The organism is Amycolatopsis sp. TRM77291 (assembly GCF_054166285.1).
Genome location: NZ_JBSZHF010000001.1, coordinates 3,859,024 through 3,879,147 on the forward strand (window position 1 = coordinate 3,859,024; position 20,124 = coordinate 3,879,147).

Genomic DNA, 20,124 nt, shown 5'->3' on the forward strand with positions numbered 1-20,124 from the left:
CTTGATGATCCCGGCGAGCCCGGCGGTGGCCTGCGTGTGGCCGATGTTGGACTTCACCGAGCCCAGCCACAGCGGCTCGTCGCGGTCCTGGCCGTAGGTGGCCAGGAGCGCCTGTGCCTCGATCGGATCGCCCAGCGCGGTCCCGGTGCCGTGCGCCTCGACGGAGATGCCGCGCGAGCTGCGTGGCGGCCATCCCGACACCACCGGCGGCCGCGTGGATGAGCACCGACTCGCCCTTCTTCAGCGCGCCGAGATCGGTCAGCGCGTAGTAAGCGGTGAGGAACACCAGCGGTACCGACGCGGCCTCTTCGAACGTCCAGCCCTCGGGCATCTTGGCCAGCAGATCCCGGTCGGCGAAGGTGAGCGGGCCGAATCCGCCGTGCACCAGGCCCATCACGCGGTCACCCGGCACGAGGTCGGTCACCTCGGAGCCGACGTCGGTGACGACACCGGCGGCCTCGTAACCGATCCGGCCCGCGTCACCCGGGTACATGCCGAGCACGTTGAGCACGTCGCGGAAGTTCGTCCCGGCCGCCCGGGTGGCGATCCGGACCTCGCGCGGCAGCAACGGTTCGAGCACATCGGGGTACGGCTCGAAGGAGAGCCGGTCGAGGGTGCCCTTGACGACGCTGTCGAGGCGCCAGGCCGGTTCGTGCCACGGCGGCGCGAGATCCGGCGACGACGCGGCGGTCAGCAGCCGCGCGGCGTGGACGACGCCGTCCCGCACGGCCAGCTGGGTTTCGTCGCCCAGCACGGCCAGCGCGGTGTCGACGTCGGCCTCGGCCGCGTCGAGCAGCACCAGCCTGCCGGGGTTCTCCGACTGGGCACTGCGGACCATTCCCCACACCGCGGCCGAAGCCGGCTCGACACTGTCCGTAGTGGACACAGCGACCGCGTTCTCGGTGCGCACCACGAGGGTGGCGTCCTTCTCTTCGGCCAGCCATTCCTGCAGCTTTCCCAGCGTGCTCCGCAGAAGCGCGTGGGTGGCCTCCGGGGTCCCGCCCGCTCCCGGCACCGCCGAGAGCAGCTCCGTCGACGCGGCCGGGGACCCGGTCGTGATCTGGGACCAGCCGAGCCGGAACAGCGAGTCCGAAGTGGACGGATCCGCCGGGCCGATGTCCGTGACCTCGCGCAGCAGCAACGATCCCACGGTCAGCACCGGCGCTCCGGCACCGTCGGTGAGCTCCAGCCGCACCGAGCCGGTCCCGGAGGCGGCGACCCGGACCCGGGCGGCGGTGGCGCCGGCCGCGTGCAGCACGACGTCACGCCAGAGGAACGGCAACCGGGTGGTCTCGGCGTTGCCCGGCAGCAGGCCGATGGCGTGCAGCGCGGCGTCGAGCAGGGCCGGGTGCAGGCCGAACTTCCCGGCGTCGGCGTGTGCCACCGCGGGCAGTTCGAGGTCGGCGCAGACCTGGTCGTCCACGAGCCAGGCGGCGGTGAGGCCCTGGAACACCGGCCCGTACTCCAGGCCCGCGTCGGCGAGCCCCGGGTAGAGCCCAGTGACGTCGAGAGCCTTGGCTCCGGCGGGCGGCCACGCGGTGTCCTTGGCGGCCGGATAAGCGTCGCCGGGGGCGAGCAGGCCGGTCGCGTGCTCGGTCCACGGGGCCTCGTCGAGCCGGGAGTGGATCGACACCGGACGCCGTCCGTCGTCGTCCGCGGCCCCGACCACGACCTGCACCGCGAGCCCGCCGGTCTCCGGCAGCACCATCGGCGCGGCGATGGTCAATTCGGCCACGCGGGCGCAGCCGAGTTCGTCGCCTGCCCGGACGGCGAGTTCGACCAGTGCCGCGCCGGGGACCAGCACGGTGCCGAGCACCGCGTGATCGGCCAGCCACGGCTGTGCCGCGCGGGAAAGCCTGCCGTATCCGACCAGGCCGTCCTCGCCCGCCGTCGGCACGGTCGCCCCGAGCAGCGGATGCCCGGCCGCGGCCAGGCCCAGCCCGGCGGCGTCGCCGGCGACGGCGGGCGGGTCGAGCCAGAACCGCTCACGCTGGAACGCGTACGTGGGCAGCGGGACCGCACGGGCGCCGGTGCCGTCGAAGAACGCCGTCCAGTCGACCTCGGCCCCCGTCGCGATTAGTCGGCTGAATGCGAGGGCGGCGGTTTGCCGTTCGTCGCGGTCCTTGCGCAGCACCGGGACGAACATCGCGTCGGGGGCACTGTCGAGACCCATCGCGGAGAGCACGCCGTCCGGGCCCAATTCGGCGAACCGGGTGACACCCGCTTCGGCGAGCGCGCGGACACCGTCGGCGAAACGCACGGTCTCCCGCACGTGGCGCACCCAGTAGCCCGGGTCGGTCAGATCCGCCGCTTCGGTCACTGTGGACACGATCGGGATCCGCGGCTCGTGGTAGCTCAAGCTTTCCGCCACTTCGGCGAACTCCGCCAGCATCGGCTCCATCAGCGAAGAATGGAACGCGTGCGAGACGACCAAGGCCTTGGTCCGGCGGCCTTCCTTCGCGAACCTGTCGGCGACCTCACGGACCGGACCGTCCACACCGGACAGAACGACCGCTTCAGGTCCGTTGACGGCGGCCAGACAGACCTCTTCGGACAGGTACTCGCGCACCTCGTCCTCGGACGCCTGGACCGCGACCATCGCGCCGCCCTCGGGTAGCGCCTCCATCAACCGGCCGCGTGCTTCGACGAGCTTCGCCGCGTCCTCCAGGGAGAACACCCCGGCCACGTGGGCGGCGGCGATCTCCCCGATCGAATGCCCGGCCAGGAAATCGGGGCGGATCCCCCACGACTCCACGAGCCGGAAGAGCGCGACTTCCAGCGCGAAGATCGCGGGCTGCGCGGTGCCGGTGCGATCGATGTCGCCATCGAGCGAGAGCAGCGCGGCTACCTCGTCATACGCCGCCGCGAACACCGGGAACGCCTCGTAGAGCCCTCGGCCCATGCCGAGCCGCTGGGAACCCTGCCCGGTGAACAGCAGTGCCAGTTTTCCTTCCGTGGCACGGCCGGTGACGACCTCCGGGGTGCTCCGGCCGCCGGCGAGCGCGGCCAGCCCGGTGCGCAACGCGTCGGCGTCGCCGGTGAGCACCGCACGCCGTTCGAACGCGGTCCGGGTGGTCGCCAGCGCGTAGCCGATGTCGACCGGGTCGGCGAATCCGACGGTGCCGAGCAGCCGTCCGGCCTGGGCTCGCAGCGCCTCCTCGGTCCGGGCGCTGAGCACCCACGGCAGCAGCGACGGCGGCGCCGGAGTCCGCGCGGGCACGGAAGGTTCGGGGACCTGCTCCAGGATCACGTGCGCGTTGGTGCCGCTGATCCCGAACGCCGACACCGCCGCCCGCCGGGGACGGCCCGCCTCCGGCCACGGCCGTGCCTCGGTGAGCAGCCGGACCTCGCCCGCTTCCCAGTCGACGTGCGGGGACGGCTCGTCGACGTGCAGGGTCGCGGGCAGGACGCCGTGCCGCATCGCCTCGACCATCTTGATGATCCCGGCGAGCCCGGCGGTGGCCTGCGTGTGGCCGATGTTGGACTTCACCGAGCCCAGCCACAGCGGCTCGTCGCGGTCCTGGCCGTAGGTGGCCAGGAGCGCCTGTGCCTCGATCGGATCGCCCAGCGCGGTCCCGGTGCCGTGCGCCTCGACGGCGTCCACAGTGGACGACTCGACGCCCGCGGCGGCCAGTGCGCGACGGATCACCCGCTGCTGCGAGGGTCCGTTGGGCGCGGTCATGCCGTTGGACGCGCCGTCCTGGTTGACCGCGCTGCCCTTCACGACCGCCAGCACGTGGCGTCCGTTGCGGCGCGCGTCGGAAAGCCGTTCCAGGAGCAGGAATCCGGCGCCCTCGGCCCAGGCGGTGCCGTCGGCCGCGGCCGCGAACGGCTTGCAGCGGCCGTCGGCGGCGAGGCCGCGCTGACGCGAGAATTCGATGAACGGGTTCGGGCTGGCCATCACGGTCGCACCGCCGACCAGCGCCAGCCCGCATTCACCCGAGCGCAGCGCCTGCGCCGCCCAGTGCAGGGCGACCAGCGAGGACGAGCACGCCGTGTCGACCGAGACCGCCGGGCCTTCGAGCCCGAAGGTGTAGGCGACCCGGCCGGTCAGCACGCTGCTGGCGCTGCCGGTCCCGAGCAGGCCTTCCATCCCGTCCGGGGTGGCGGCCAGCCGCGACGCGTAGTCGTCGTACATGACGCCCGCGAACACGCCGGTGGCGCTGCCGCGCAGTGAGACCGGGTCGATCCCGGCGCGCTCGAACGCCTCCTGCGCGGTCTCCAGCAGCAACCGCTGCTGCGGGTCGACGGTGACCGCCTCCCTCGGCGAGATGCCGAAGAACTCGGCGTCGAAGTCGGCGGCGTCGTGCAGGAAGCCGCCTTCGCGGGCGTAGCTGGTGCCGGGGTGGTCGGGGTCCGGGTGGTAGAGCCGGTCGAGATCCCAGCCGCGGTCGGAGGGGAACGGCGTGATCGCGTCGGTCCCCTCGGCGACCAGACGCCACAGGTCCTCCGGCGAGCTCACCCCGCCCGGGAACCGGCAGCTCATCGCGACGATGGCGATGGGCTCGTCCGGCTCGGCCACCCTGACCGGCTCGGTGTCCACACCTGCCTCGTCACCGGCCAGTTCGCCGCGGATGTGGGCCGCCAGCGCCGCCGGGTTCGGGTGGTCGAACACCAGCGTGGCGGGTAGCCGCAGACCGGTCGCCTCGCCGAGCCGGTTGCGCAGTTCGACGGCGGTGAGCGAATCGAAGCCGAGTTCGGTGAACGCGCGACCGGCTTCGATCGACGTCGCGGTGCCGTGTCCGAGCACGTCGGCCACGTGGCCGCGGACGAGGCCGGCCAGATGCGAGAGCTGGTCGTCGGGCGAAAGCCGGGCGAGCGTCGCGGTCAGCCCGGCGGCGGCCGCGGCGTTGGCCGCACCCCGCCGCTTCGGCATCCGGACAAGGCCGCGCAGCGCGGGGGCGGGCTCGCTCGTGCGGGCCAGCGTGCGCAACGTCGCCAGGTCGAGCTTGACCGGAACCGGGACCGGCGTCGGAGCGGCCAGCGCGGCGTCGAACAGTGCCAGGCCTTCTTCGTCGGTCAGCGCGCCGAAACCGGCGCGGGCCAGGCGGTCCACATCGGACTGACCGCCCATACCGTTGGCCCACAGCCCGTACGCCAGCGAACGAGCGGGCAGCCCCTCCGCGTGACGGCGGCGCGCGAGGTCGTCGAGCAGGGCGTTGGCCGCGGCGTAGCTGGCCTGCCCCGGGCCGCCGAGGATCCCGGAGACCGAGGACACCAGCACGAACTGGGTCAACTGCCTGCCGAGGGTGAGTTCGTGGAGCGCGTGCGCCGCCTCGGCCTTGGGCCGCAGCACGGTGTCGAAGCGCTCCGGGGTCAGCTCGGTGACGACGCCGTCGTCGAGCACACCGGCGGCGTGCACGATGCCGGTGAGGTCCTCGATCCCGTCGAGCAGCGCGGCGAGCGCGTCGCGGTCGGTGACGTCGCAGGCGACGACCTCGGCGCCGAGTTCTTCCGCCAGTTCCGCGGCGCCGGGCGCGTCGAGACCACGGCGGCTGGTGAGCACCAGCCGGGTGACCCGCGGCGCCAGGTGCCGGGCGATGGCCGCCCCGACCCCGCCGGTGCCGCCGGTGACGAGAACCGTGCCCTCGCCCCAGACGGCGGGTTCTCCCGCCGTGGTCCGGGCGAGCCGTGGGACTTCCGCGACGCCGCCGCGAATCCGGACCTGCGGTTCGCCGGTGGCGAGCGCTTTCGCCACGTCATCGATACCGCCGCCTTCGAGGACGACGAACCGGTCCGGGTGCTCCGACGCGGCGGTGCGGACGAGACCGCGGACGGCGGCTCCCGCCGGGGTGTCGCCCGTGCACACGACCATGCGCGTCCCGCCGTCGGCGAGGAATTCCTGGACGGCGGCGAGGGTCGCGGCGAGCGCGGCACGCGGCTCGCCGTCCGGCGCGGTGAAGACCTGGACGTCTGCGCTGGTTTCGCCGTCGGCGGGCACTTCGACCCACGTCAGCTCGTACAGCGAATCCGTGCCGCGCTGCCTGGGCGCCTCCGCGGCCCGGACGGCGACCATGCCGATCGTGGCGACCGGAGCACCGGTGGTGTCGGTGGCCAGCAAGGAGAAACCGGATCCGGCGGGGGTGACCCGGACGCGCAGCGCGGTGGCGCCGGTGGCGTGCAGCGTGACGCCGCCGAACAGGAACGGCAGCCGCGTGCCCTCGCCCGGCAGGAGGCCGATCGTATGCAGTGCGGCGTCGAGCAGCGCCGGATGCAGGCCGAAGCCGTCGACTTCGGTGCCCTCGGGCAGCTCGACCTCCGCGAACACCGTGTCCCCGTCGCGCCAGGCGGCGACCAGCCCGCGGAACGGCGGGCCGTAGTCGAGACCCGCGGCCGCCATGTCCGCGTACAACCCGTCGAGGGAGATCGGCTCGGCGGCGGGCGGCCACTCGGTCAGGCCGGACGGCACGGCGGCCGCCTCGGGAGCGAGGGTGCCGGTGGCGTGCTCGGTCCACTCCCCTTGCGGGGCACGGGAATGCACCGAAACCGGGCGTCGTCCGCCCGTGCCCGCCGCGCCGACGAGCACCTGGACGTCCAGGGCGCCGTGCGGCGGCAGCACCAGTGGCGCGGCCAGGGTCAGTTCCTCCACGCCTCCGCAGCCGGCTTCGTCACCGGCGCGGACCGCGAGTTCGAGCAGGCCGGTGCCGGGGACGAGCACCTCGCCGAACGCGGCGTGCCCGGCCAGCCACGGATGCGTGGCGACCGAAAGCCGTCCGGTGAGGACCCAGCCGTCGCCGTCGGCGAACGGCACGGCGGCGCCCAGCAGCGGGTGCCCGGCGGCCTGGAGCCCGGCGGTGGTGACGTCGCCCGCGCCGGACCCGGCGGCGAGCCAGAAGCGGCGGCGGTCGAACACCGACGTCGGCAGGTCGACGACGCGGGCGCCGGTCGGGCGGAACACCGCGGCCCAGTCCACGGGAACACCGCGGGTGTACGCGGCGGACACCGTGGTGAGGGCGGTCTCCGCCTCGTCGCGGTCGGCGCGCAGGAACGACGCCGCGAACGTGTCCGGGCCGTCGTCCGCGAGCGCGGTCAGCACGGTGGCCGGGCCGAGTTCCACGAACTTGGTCACCCCGGCCTCGCGCAGCCACGCGAGCCCGGCCGAGAACCGGACGGTGGCGCGGACGTGCTCGACCCAGTACTCCGGTTCGGCCACGCGTCCGGTGCGCTCGCCGTCCACAGTGGACACGAACGGGATCTTCGGCGCGGAGAAGCCGAGTTCCCGCACCACGGCGGCGAACTCGTCGAGCATCGGCTCCATCAGGGCCGAGTGGAACGCGTGCGAGACGTCCAGCCGCTTCGTGCGGCGGCCGAGCTTCTCGAACTTCTTGGCCAATTTGAGCGTCGGTGACGCGGCTCCCGAGAGAACGACCGCGTCGGGGCCGTTGACGGCGGCCAGCGACACCTTCGGCGTCAGGTGCTCGCGCACCTCGTCCTCACTCGCCTGGACCGCGACCATCGCGCCGCCCTCCGGCAGGGCCTCCATCAGCTGTCCGCGGGCCTCGACGAGCTTGGCCGCGTCCTCCAGCGAAAGCACGCCCGCCACATGCGCGGCGGCGATCTCGCCGATCGAATGCCCGGCCACGAAGTCGGGCACGATGCCCCACGACTCGGCGAGCCGGTACAGCGCGACCTCCAGCGCGAAGATCGCGGGCTGCGCGGCACCGGTGCGGCTCAGGTCGCCGCCTGCCGGGAGCAGCGCGGTGACCTCGTCGTACGCCGCGGCGAACGCCGGGAAGGCGGCGTAAAGCCCTTCGCCCATACCGGGACGCTGCGATCCCTGACCGGTGAACAGGAACGCCGTCCGGCCGGGCAGTACCCGTCCGGCGACGACCGACGGTGTGGTCGCTCCTTCGGCCAGTGCTTCGAGTCCGGTGCGGAGATCCGCGCCGGTGGCGCCGAGTACGACGGCACGCCGCTCGTGCGCGGTCCGGGTCGTGGCGAGCGCCAGACCGACATCGACCGGCTCACCGTCGCGGCCGAGCAGGCGCCCGGCCTGCTCGCGCAAGGTGTTCTCGGCGCGGCCCGACAGCACCCACGGCACCAGCGCGGGAGCCACGACCTCGCGCGGGGCGGGCGTTTCGGCCGGAGGCTGTTCGAGGATGACGTGCGCGTTGGTCCCGCTGATCCCGAAGGACGACACGGCGGACCGCCGCGGCCGCCCGGTCTCCGGCCACTCCCGGCCTTCGGCGAGCAGCTCGACGTCACCGGCTTCCCAGTCGACGTGCGGGGTCGCCTCGCCCAGGTGCAGCGTCGGCGGCAGGACACCGTGGCGCATCGCCTGGACCATCTTGATGATCCCGGCGACGCCCGCCGCGGCCTGCGTGTGGCCGAAGTTCGACTTCACCGAGCCGAGGTACAGCGGTTCGCCGTCACGCTCGCGGCCATACGTGGCCAGGAGCGCCTGCGCCTCGATCGGGTCACCCAGCGTCGTACCGGTGCCGTGCGCCTCGACGGCGTCCACAGTGGACGACGGGACACCGGCGGCGGCCAGCGCCTGACGGATCACGCGCTGCTGGGAAGGACCGTTCGGGGCGGTGAGACCGTTGGACGCGCCGTCGGAGTTGACCGCCGAGCCCTTGACGACCGCGAGCACGCGGTGCCCGTTGCGGCGCGCGTCGGAAAGCCGTTCCAGCACGAGCATCCCGGCGCCCTCGGCCCAGCCGGTGCCGTCGGCGTCGGCCGAGAAGGATTTACAGCGGCCGTCGGCGGCGAGGCCGCGCTGACGCGAGAATCCGATGAAGGTCTCCGGCGTCGCCATCACGGTGACACCACCGGCCAGCGCCAGCGAGCACTCCCCCGACTTCAGCGCCTGCGTCGCCCAGTGCAGGGCGACCAGCGACGAGGAGCACGCGGTGTCGACCGAGACCGCCGGGCCTTCCAGCCCGAGGGTGTAGGCGACCCGTCCGGACAGCACGGAACCCGAGGTGCCGGTGCCGAGGAAACCCTCGACGTCGTCGGGAACGTCGTTGCCGAGCCGGGTGCCGTAGTCGTGGTACATGACACCCGCGAACACCCCGGTCGGGCTGCCCTTCAGCGACGTCGGATCGGTGCCCGAGCGTTCGAGCGCCTCCCAGGCGACTTCGAGCAGCAGCCGTTGCTGCGGGTCCATCGCGAGCGCTTCCCGCGGCGAGATCCCGAAGAACTCCGGATCGAAGTCACCGGCGTCGTGGAGGAATCCGCCCTCACGGGTGTAGGTCTTGCCCGGCTGGTCGGGGTCGGGGTCGTAGATGCCGTCGACGTCCCAGCCGCGGTCCTCGGGGAACCGGGTCACGCCGTCGCGGCCGCCGGCGACGAGGTCCCACAGTTCTTCCGGCGACGTCACGCCGCCCGGGTAACGGCAGGCCATGCCGACGATGACGATCGGGTCGCCGTCGGCGCGGGCGGCCGTGAAGACCGGGGTCGCGTCGGCGGGTTCGTCGAGCAGTTCGGCGAGCAGGAACTCGGCCAGCGCCAGCGGGGTCGGGTGATCGAAGGTGAGGGTCGCCGGGAGCCGCAGTCCGGTGACCGTGCCGAGCCGGTTGCGGAACTCGACCGCCGTGAGCGAGTCGAAACCCAGGTCACCGAAGGCGCGTTCGGCTTCGACGGCGTCGGGGCTGGTGTGGCTGAGGACGTGCGCGGCCTCGGTGCGCACCAGTTCGGTCAGCAGCCGCGTGCGCTCCCCGGCGGGTACACCCGCCAGACGTTGCCGCAGGCCCGCGGCTTCCGCTTCCTCCGCCGCACGGCGACGTCGTGGCCGGACCAGGCTCCGCAGCACATGCGGTACCTCGGCCTCGGCCCGCAGCGCGGCCAGATCGAGCTTGGCCGCGACGGGCCGCGGGTCGTCACCGAGAGCCAGCAGGTCGAACAGCTCCAGCCCGGCCTCCACGGGCAGTGCCGCGCCACCGCGGCCCTCGCCCATGCCGGTTTCCCAAAGGCCGTAGGCGATCGACGTGCCGGGAAGGCCCTGCGCGCGCCGGAGGCCGGCGAGACCGTCGAGGTAGCCGTTGGCGGCCGCGTAGTTCGCCTGACCGGGAGCGCCGAGGGCGCCGGCGATCGAGGAGAACGTGACGAACAGCTTCAGGTCAGTGGTCAATTCGTGCAGATGCCGCGCGGCCTCGGCCTTCGGTCCGGCCACGGCGGCGAGCCGCTCGGGCGTCATCGCGGAGAGGACACCGTCGTCGAGGATGCCCGCCGCGTGCACCACCCCGCTGAGCGGCGGCTCGGCGAGCGCGAGCACGGACTCCAGCTGGGACCGGTCGGCGACGTCGCAGGCGGCGATCGTCACTTCCGCGCCGAGAGCGGCGAGCTCCTCCCGCAGTTCTTCGGCACCGGGAGCGTCGGCACCCCGGCGTCCGGCCAGCAGCAGATGACGGACGCCGTGCCGCTCGACGAGCCGACGGGCGACGTGCGCGCCGAGTCCACCGGTACCGCCGGTGACCAGCACGGTGCCATCGAGAGTCCAGTCGGGGTCGGCGGTCGCGCGGGACCGCGTCAGCCGGGGAACGCGCGGACCGTCGTCGGTGAGCATGATCTCGGGCTCACCGGTGGCCGCCGCGATCCGGGCATCGCCGGCGCCGTGGACCAGGACGAACTTGTCCGGGGACTCGGCCTGCGCGCTGCGCACCAACCCGGCGACGGCGGCGTGCTCCGGGCCGTCACCGGTGAGGTGCACGACGAGCCGGTCTTCAGCGGTCTGCAACGCCTCCAGCGCGACCTCGACCGACTCGGCTTCGCAGACGGCGACGTCTTCGGCCTGCGAAGGCAACGCGACGGGAATCCAGTCGATGCCGAACAGCGCGTCGGAAGCGGCGCTGGGCAGTGGCCCGTCACCGACCGGCCGCAGGCTCAGCGACGCGACCGAGAGCACCGGAGCGCCCGTTCCATCGGTGACACGCAAGGAAACCGCGTCCTGACCGGCCGGGGTGAGCCTGGCCCGCAGGGTGGTCGCACCGGTGGCGTGCAACGCCAGCCCGGTCCAGGAGAACGGCAGCCGTGCCGGGCCGCCGGTCAGGCCGACGGCGTGCAGCACGGCGTCGAGCAGGGCCGGGTGCAGCCCGAATCCGCGCACGTCGGTGCCCTCGGGCAGCGCGACCTCGGCGAAGACCTCGTCACCCTGGCGCCAAGCGGCGCGCAGCCCGCGGAACGGGTCGCCGTAGCCGAGCCCGGCGTCGGCGAGCGCGGAGTAGAAGCCATCCAGGTCAACAGGTTCCGCGCCGGACGGCGGCCATTCGTTAAGCGCGGAGGGTTCCTCGGTGGCCGTGGTCACCGATCCGGTGGCGTGCAGCGTCCAGTCGCCGTCCTCGGGACGGGAGTGCACCGCCAGGGCACCACTGTCCGAAAGGGACACTCGCAGCTGCACCGGGGCCGAGGTGAGCACAAGCGGTGCTTGCAGCGTCAGTTCTTCGACGGTTCCGCAACCGACCTCGTCACCCGCCCGCACGGCCAGTTCGGCGAACGCGGTGCCGGGCAGCAGGACGGCGCCACGGACGCGGTGCCCGGCCAGCCACGGCTGTTCGTCGAGCGACAGCCTGCCGGTGAGCACGAGCCCGCCGCGTTCGGGCAGCGCGACGGCGGCGCCGAGCAGCGGATGGTCGAGCGCGCCGAGGCCGAGCGCGGTGGCGTCACCGGAGCCAGGCGGGGCCAGCAGCCAGAAACGACGGCGCTGAAACGGATACGTGGGCAGGTTCACCGGCCGCGCGCCGGTGCCGTCGAAGAAGCGGTCCCAGTCGACGGGTGCGCCCGCGGCGTGCACGGCACCCAGCGCGGTCATCGCGGTCCGGGCCTCGTCCTGATCCTTGCGCAACGCGGACACGCCGCCGTCGACGAGCGCGCTGAGCACGGCGTCCGGTCCGAGTTCGAGGAACGTGGTGGCACCTTCGGCGGTCAACGCCGCGAGCCCGTCGGCGAACCGCACGGTTTCGCGGACGTGGCGCACCCAATACGCCGGGTCGGTCAGATCCGCCGCTTCGGCCACTGTGGACACGATCGGGATCCGCGGCTCGTGGTAGCTCAAGCTTTCCGCCACTTCGGCGAACTCCGCCAGCATCGGCTCCATCAGTGACGAATGGAACGCGTGCGACACCACGAGATGCTTGGTTCGACGGCCTTCCTTCGCGAACCGGGCGGCGACCTCGCGGACCGGACCGTCCACACCGGACAGAACGATCGCCTGCGGACCGTTCACCGCGGCCAGACAGACCTCTTCGGACAGGTACTCGCGCACCTCGTCCTCGGACGCCTGGACCGCGACCATCGCGCCGCCCTCGGGCAACGCCTCCATCAACCGGCCACGCGCCTCGACCAGTTTCGCCGCGTCCTCCAGCGAGAACACCCCGGCCACATGCGCCGCCGCGATCTCACCGATCGAATGCCCGGCCAGCAGGTCCGGGGTGACGCCCCAGGACTCGAAGAGCCGGAACAACGCCACTTCGAGCGCGAAGATCGCGGGCTGCGCCGTACCCGTGCGGTCGAGATCGCCCTCGAGCGGGAGCAGCGCGGCAACCTCGTCATACGCCGCCGCGAACGCCGGGAAGGTCTCGTAAAGGCCTTGGCCCATACCGATGCGCTGGGAACCCTGGCCGGTGAACAGGACCGCGAGCCTGCCGGTGACCGCCCGTCCCGAGACGACGTTGGCGGCCCGGCCGGTGTCGGCGAACGCGGCCAGCCCGGCGCGCAGCACCGACGGGTCGACCCCGACGACGACCGCGCGGCGTTCGTGCGCGGTCCGGGCGGTGGCGAGCGTGAAAGCGACGTCGAGCGGGTCGGCCGTCAGGTTCGCGAGCCGCGCGGCCTGCGCCCGCAGCGCTTCCTCGGAACGTCCGGAGAGCACCCAGGGCAGCATCGCGGGCCGGGCGGCCGGCTCCTCGGTCTCCGGGGCGGGAACGTGTTCGAGCACGACGTGCGCGTTGGTCCCGCTGAACCCGAACGACGACACGCCCGCCCGGCGCGGACGGCCGGTCTCCGGCCAGCCCGCGGACCCTGTGGCCACGCGGATCGCGCCGGTGTCCCAGTCCACCTGGGCCGAGGGCGCGTCGACGTGCAGCGTCGCGGGGACGACGCCGTGCCGCATCGCCTCGACCATCTTGATCACCCCGGCCACACCCGCCGCGGCCTGTGTGTGCCCGAAGTTCGACTTCACCGAGCCGAGCAGCAGCGGCTCTTCGCGGTCCTGGCCGTAGGTGGCCAGCAGGGCCTGCGCCTCGATCGGGTCGCCCAGCCTGGTTCCGGTGCCGTGCGCTTCGACGACGTCGACGTCCGAAGTGGACAGTCCGGCGTTGGCGAGTGCCTGCCGGATCACGCGTTGCTGCGAAGGCCCGTTCGGCGCGGTGAGACCACTGGACGCGCCGTCCTGGTTGACCGCGGAACCCTTGAGCAGCGCGAGGACCGGGTGCCCGTTGCGGCGCGCGTCGGACAGCTTCTCCAGCAGGACGAACCCGGCGCCCTCACCCCAGCTGACGCCGTCGGCCCCGTTGGCGAACGCCTTGCAGCGGCCGTCGACCGCCATCGCGTTCTGCTTGCTGAAGTCGACGAACGGGTCGGGGTTGGCCATCACCGTGACACCGCCCGCCAGCGCGAGCGAGCACTCCCCCGACCGCAGCGCCTGGCTCGCCAGATGCATCGCGACCAGCGACGACGAGCACGCCGTGTCCACCGACACGGCGGGCCCCTCGAACCCGAAGGTGTAGGAGACGCGGCCGGACATCATCGCGCCGGACGTGCCGGTGCCGAGGAATCCTTCGACCTCCTCCGGGATCTTCGTCAGCCGGGAGGCGTATTCGTGGTAGATCGCGCCGGTGAAGACACCGGTGTCACTACCGCGCAAGGTGCCCGGCGGGATCCCCGCGCGTTCGAACGCCTCCCACGCGATCTCCAGCAGCAGCCGCTGCTGCGGATCCATGGCGAGCGCTTCGCGGGGCGAGATGCCGAAGAACTCCGGGTCGAAGTCGCCCGCGTCGGGCAGGAATCCGCCCGTCCGGGTGTGCGAGACGCCCTGTTTGCCCGGCGTCGGGTCGAACAGGGCCGCCAGGTCCCAGCCACGGTCGGCGGGGAACTCCGTGAGCCCTTCGCGGCCCTCGGAGACGAGGCGCCACAGGTCTTCCGGCGTGTTCACACCACCGGGGAACCGGCAGCTGGTCGCGACGATCGCGATCGGTTCGCTGTCGTCGGTGACGCGGGCACGGGTACGCGGCCCGGCGGTCAGGTCGCCGAGCAGCTCGGAACGCACGTAGCCGGCGAGCGCGACCGGGGTCGGATGGTCGAAGATCACCGTCGACGGCAGCCGCAGCCCGGTCACCGAACCGAGCCGGTTGCGCAGCTCGACCGCGGTCAGCGAGTCGAAACCGAGGTCCATGAACCCGCGGCCGGGTTCGACGGTGGCGGCGTTGACGTGCCCGAGCACGAGGGCGACCTGGGTGCGGACGAGGTCGAGCAGTTCGCGGTCCTGGTCGGCCTCGGTCAGCCCGGCGAGCCGCCTGGCCAGCGAAGAGTCCTGTCCACCGCCTGATTTCGCGGTCCGGCGGCCGGGTTTGACCAGCGCGCCGAGCAGCGGTGGGAGCGGTCCGGACGCGGTGAGCACCGGCAGGTCCAGCTGGACCGGGACGGCCAGCGGCGCCCCGGCGGCGAGGGCGGCGTCGAACAGCGCGAGGCCGTCCTCGACGGCGAGCGCGGGAGTTCCCCCGGCGCGAAGGCGCGCGAGGTGGGCCTCGCCGAGGGTTTCCGCCATGCCCGCGGCCCACGGCCCCCAGGCCAGCGACTGCCCGGCGAGACCGAGCGAACGGCGGTGGGCGGCGAGACCGTCGAGATACCCGTTGGCCGCCGCGTAGTTGCCCTGCCCCGGCGCACCGAGCACACCGGCCGCCGAGGAGAAGGTGACGAACAGTTCGGGGTCGCCGGAGAGTTCGTGCAGATGCCGGGCCGCGTCGGCCTTCGGCCCGAGCACGAAGTCGAGCCGCTCCTGGGTGAGCGCGTCGATGGTGCCGTCGTCCAGGACACCGGCGGCGTGCACGACACCGGTCAGGTCGACGCCGTCGAGCAGCGCCGCCACTGCGTCGCGATCGGAGACGTCGCAGGCGACGACCTTCACTTCGGCACCGGTTTCGCGGAGATCGGCCACCAGCTCCCGCGCACCCGGCGCGTCCAGGCCGCGGCGGCTGGTGAGCAGGAGCTTCCGGACGCCGTGCGCGGTCACGAGATGGCGGGCGATCAGGGCGCCGAGACCACCCGTGCCGCCGGTGATCAGCACCGTCCGGTCCGGGTCGAGCGCGCGCGGCATGGTGAGCGCGACCTTGCCGATGTGCTTGGCCTGGCTGAGGAACCGGAACGCTTCCCGCGCCTCGCGGACGTCCCACGTCCGGGTCGGCAGCGGGGCGAGCGCGCCCGAGTCGAACAGCGCGGTCAGCGCGTCCCACATCTGCGCGGTCCGCTCCGGTCCGGCGTCGATCAGGTCGAAGGCGCGGTAGTGGACGCCCTCGGGCTCGCGGATGTCGGTCTTGCCCATCTCCAGGAACCGGCCGCCCGGCGCCATCGTGCGGATGGAGGCGTCGACGAAGTCCCCGGCGAGCGCGTTCAGGACGACGTCGATACCGCTGAACCGCTGCTCGAAGTCGAGGGTGCGGCTGGAGGCGATATGCGCGTCGTCGAGACCGGCGTCGCGCAGCACGTACTGCTTGCTCTCGCTGGCCGTGCCGTAGACCTCGGCGCCCAGATGGCGCGCGACCTGCGTGGCGGCCATTCCGACGCCACCGGCGGCGGCGTGGATGAGGATCGACTCGCCCGCCTTGAGCCCGGCCAGGTCGACCAGCGCGTAGTAGGCGGTGAGGAACACCAGCGGTGTCGAAGCGGCCTGCTCGTAGGTCCAGTCCGCGGGTTTTCGGGTGATCATCGGCCGTTCGGCGATCGCGACCGGGCCGGCACCGCCGGAGACGAGGCCCATCACCTGGTCGCCGGGGCGCAGGTCGGTGACGCCGGCGCCGACCTCGATGACGGTCCCGGCGAACTCGCTGCCGAGCAGCCCGGCCTCGCCGGGGTACATGCCGAGCGCGTTGAGCACGTCACGGAAGTTGAGCCCGGCGGCGCGGACGGAGACCCGGACGCCCTGCGGGCCCAGCGGCTCGTCGGGCAGCGGCTCCAGGGTGAGGTGGTCGAAGGTGCCCTTGCCGGACAGGCCGAGCCGCCAGTTTCCGGGCGGCGGGAGCAGACGGCCGGTGGATTCGGGGGTGACGAGACGCGGCACGCGGAGTTCGCCGTCGCGGACGGCGATCTGCGGCTCACCGGAGGCCAGTACGGCGTCGGTCAGCTCGTCGGCGTCGGCGAGCAGGAACCGGTCCGGATGCTCGGACTGCGCGCTGCGCACCAGCCCCCACACCGCGGCGGCGACCGGATCCACATCGGACTGTCCAGTGTGGACAAGAAGTTTCGATGCGGAGAAACGCTCTTCGGCGAGGAAGGTCCGGAGGACGTCCAGCGTGGCGCCGGCGACGGCGTGCACGTCGTCACCCTCGGCGCGGTACACGACGATCTCGGGGACCTCACCGGTGACGTCGGCGAAGTGCGCCCAGCTCGGCGCTTCGGTTTCCGGCGCGGCGATCGGCCGCCAGGCCAGCTCGTACAAGCCGTCACGGGTGGCGGCGGGCCGCAGCTGACCGGCCGAAACCGGGCGCACGACCAGGGAACCGACGGTGGCGACCGGCGCACCGGTCCCGTCGGCCACGCGCAGGCTGACCGCGTCGGCACCGGATGGGGTGAGCCGGACACGCAGCTCGGCCGCGCCGGAGGCGTGCAGGACGACGTCACTCCAGGCGAACGGCAGGCGAGCGGGGCCGTCGCCCTCGGCGAGGGCGTGCAGCGCCGCGTCCAGCAGCGCCGGGTGCAGGCCGAACCGGCCCGCCTGGTCGCGGGCGGCCTCGGGCAGTGACACCTCGGCGTAGGTGTGGTCGCCGTCGCGCCACAGGGAACGCAGACCTTGGAAGATCTCGCCGTACTCCAGGCCGGCCGCGGCGAGTTCGGCGTAGCGGCCGTCGAGGGACACGGCTTCGGCGCCGGGCGGCGGCCACTCGGTCAGCTCCCAGTCCGGGGTGGGAGCAGCTGGGGCGAGCGCACCCGTCGCGTGCAATGTCCAGTCCCCAGTGCCGTGTGGGCGCGAGTGCACGGTGAGCGACCGGTGGCCGGAGTCCTCCGGCGCGCCGGCCCACAGCTGCACCTGGACCGCGCCGCTTTCCGGGAGCACCAACGGGGTTTGCAGCGTCAGTTCTTCCAGTACGGCCAGGCCGGTTTCGTCGGCGGCGCGTACGGCGAGTTCGACCAGCGCGGTGCCCGGCACGACGACCTGGCCGTGCACCATGTGGTCGGCCAGCCACGGATGCGTCCGGAGCGAAAGGCTGCCGGTGAACAGGAATCCGCCCGCGTCGGCGACCGAAACGGCCGCGCCGAGCAGCGGATGGCCGAGCGAACCGAGGCCCAGACCGGCCGCGTCACCGGCGGCGTGGGTCGAGGGAAGCCAGTAGAACTCGCGCTGGAACGGGTAGGTGGGGAGGTCGACCGGGCGCGCGCCGTCGAACGCGGCGGCCCAGCGGACCTTCCCGCCGTGGACGTGCACCGCGGCCAGGGCGGCGACGAAGGTCTCGGGTTCGGGCCGGTCGCGGCGAAGCGCGGGCACGAACAAGCCCTCGGCGCTTTCCTGACCCGCGGCCGAAAGGATGCCGTCCGGGCCCAGTTCGAGGAAGCGGGTGACGCCCGCGTCGGCCAGCGCGCCGATCCCGTCCGCGAACCGCACGGCTTCGCGCACGTGCCGCACCCAGTAGGCCGGGTCGAGGATTTCGGCGGTTTCGGCGATGCGGCCGGTGACGCCCGCGATCAGCGCGATCTTCGGTGTCTTGTAGGTGACCCGGCGGGCGACGGCGGCGAAGTCGTCGAGCATGCCGTCCATCAGCGCCGAGTGGAACGCGTGGGACACGGCGAGGTGCTTGGTGCGGCGGCCCTGCCCGGCGAACACTCCCGCGACCGCCCGCACGGCGTCTTCGGTGCCCGAGGCGACGATCGCGCGCGGACCGTTGACGGCCGCGACGTCCGCTCCCGCGACCAGCGCGGCGCGGACCTCGTCCTCGGTCGCCTCGATCGCGCACATCGCGCCGCCGCGCGGCAAGGCGCTCATCAGGCGGCCACGCGCCGCGATCAGGGCGGCCGCGTCCTCCAGCGACCAGACGCCCGCGACGTGCGCGGCGGCGAAGTCGCCGACGGAATGCCCGACCAGGAAGTCCGGGACCACGCCCCAGGATTCGGCAAGCCGGTAGAGCGCGACCTCCAGCGCGAACAGCGCGGGCTGGGCGTTCGCCGTGTCGTTCAACGCGGCGGCGTCGTCACCGAAGACGATCTCGCGCACCCCCGGCAGCAGCTCGCAGACCTGGTCGAACGCGGCGGCGAACACCGGGTACGCCTCGTACAGTTCGCGGCCCATGCCGAGCCGCTGGGAACCCTGTCCGGTGAAACAGACCGCGAGACCGCCGTCGGTCACTTCGCCCAGGGCTGGCTCTCCTTCGGCGATCGCCGTCAGACCGGCACGCAGAGTCTCCTCGTCCCGGCCGGTGACGACGGCCCGGTACTCGAAGACGGTCCGGGTCGCGGCCAGCGACCAGCCGATGCCCGCCGGATCGCCCTCGACGTCCAGCAGCGCGCGGGCCTGTGCGCGCAGCGCCGCCGGAGTCCGGCCGGACAACACCCACGGCACCACTGGCGGGGCGACGACGTCCACTGTGGACTCTTCGGGCTCGGGTGCCTGTTCCAGCAGGACATGGGAGTTGGTGCCGCTGATGCCGAACGAGGAGACACCCGCCCGGCGGATCTCCCCCGACGGCCAGGGTCGGGCGGAGGTCAGCAGCTCGATCGTTCCCGGCGACCAGTCGACCTGCGGGCTCGGGGCGTCGATGTGCAGGCTCGCGGGCAGGATTCCGTTGCGCAGGGCCAGGACCATCTTGATGATCCCGGCGACCCCCGCCGCGGCCTGGGTGTGCCCGATGTTCGTCTTGACCGAACCGAGCAGCAGCGGGCCGCGTTCCCCACGGTCGCGGCCGTAGGTGGCTTGGAGGGCCTGGACCTCGATCGGATCGCCCAGCGTCGTGCCGGTGCCGTGCGCCTCGACCACGTCCACATCCTTTGTGGACAGTCGAGCGTCGGCCAGCGCCTGGCGGATGACACGCTGCTGCGACGGCCCGTTCGGCGCGGTGAGACCGTTGGACGCGCCGTCGGAGTTGACCGCCGAGCCGCGCACCACGGCCAGCACCGGATGCCCGTTGCGCCGGGCGTCGGAAAGCCGCTCCAGCACGATCATGCCGGCGCCCTCGCCCCACGCGGTGCCGTCGGCCCCGGCGGCGAATGCCTTGACCAGGCCGTCGCGCGCGAGGCCGCGCTGACGCGAGAACTCGATGAACGCGTCCGGGCTCGCCATCACGGTGGCGCCGCCGGACAACGCGAGGTCGCACTCCCCCGCGCGCAGCGCCCGGACGGCGAGGTGCAGCGTGACCAGCGACGCCGAGCACGCCGTGTCGACGGTGACCGACGGGCCTTCGAGCCCGAGCACGTAGGAGATCCGTCCGGAAAGGACACTGCCGGAGATGCCGGTGCCGAGGTAACCCTCGACGCCTTCGACGCCCTTGGGCAGGTCACGGCCGTAGTCCTGGCCGTTGGTGCCGACGAAGACCCCCGCGCGGCCACCGGACAGCGAGGTGGGGTCGATCCCGGCGCGTTCCAGCGCCTCCCACGACGTCTCCAGCAGGAGCCGCTGCTGCGGATCCATCGAGACGGCCTCGCGCGGCGAGATACCGAAGAACTCCGGGTCGAATTCCCCGGCGCCCTCCACGAATCCGCCTCGGTCGACGTAGCTGGTGCCCAGGTGGTCCGGGTCCGGGTCGATCAGCGCGCCGACGTCCCAGCCGCGGTCTTCGGGGAACCCGGTGATCCCGTGTTCCCCGGCGGTCAGGAGTTCCCAGAACCGCTCCGGCGTGCGTACGCCGCCGGGGAACCGGCAGCCCATGCCGACGATCGCGATCGGTTCGGCGGCGCGGTCCTCCAACGCGGCCAGCCTGCCGCGCGTGCGCTGCAGTTCGCCGGTGACTCGCGTCAGGTAGTCGCGAAGCTTGTCGTTCTCACCCACGG

The 20,124-nt window shown here is 73.1% G+C and carries 2 pseudogenes; both read right to left on the reverse strand.

Annotated features, from left to right (window positions below):
• Positions 1–12: 12 nt before the first annotated feature.
• Positions 13–204: pseudogene (locus ACXIZN_RS17895) on the reverse strand (hypothetical protein); the annotation flags it as partial.
• Positions 164–20,122, reverse strand: a pseudogene (locus ACXIZN_RS17900) (SDR family NAD(P)-dependent oxidoreductase); the annotation flags it as partial. The pseudogenes ACXIZN_RS17900 and ACXIZN_RS17895, both read right to left, overlap by 41 nt.
• Between the last annotated feature and the right edge of the window lie 2 nt (positions 20,123–20,124).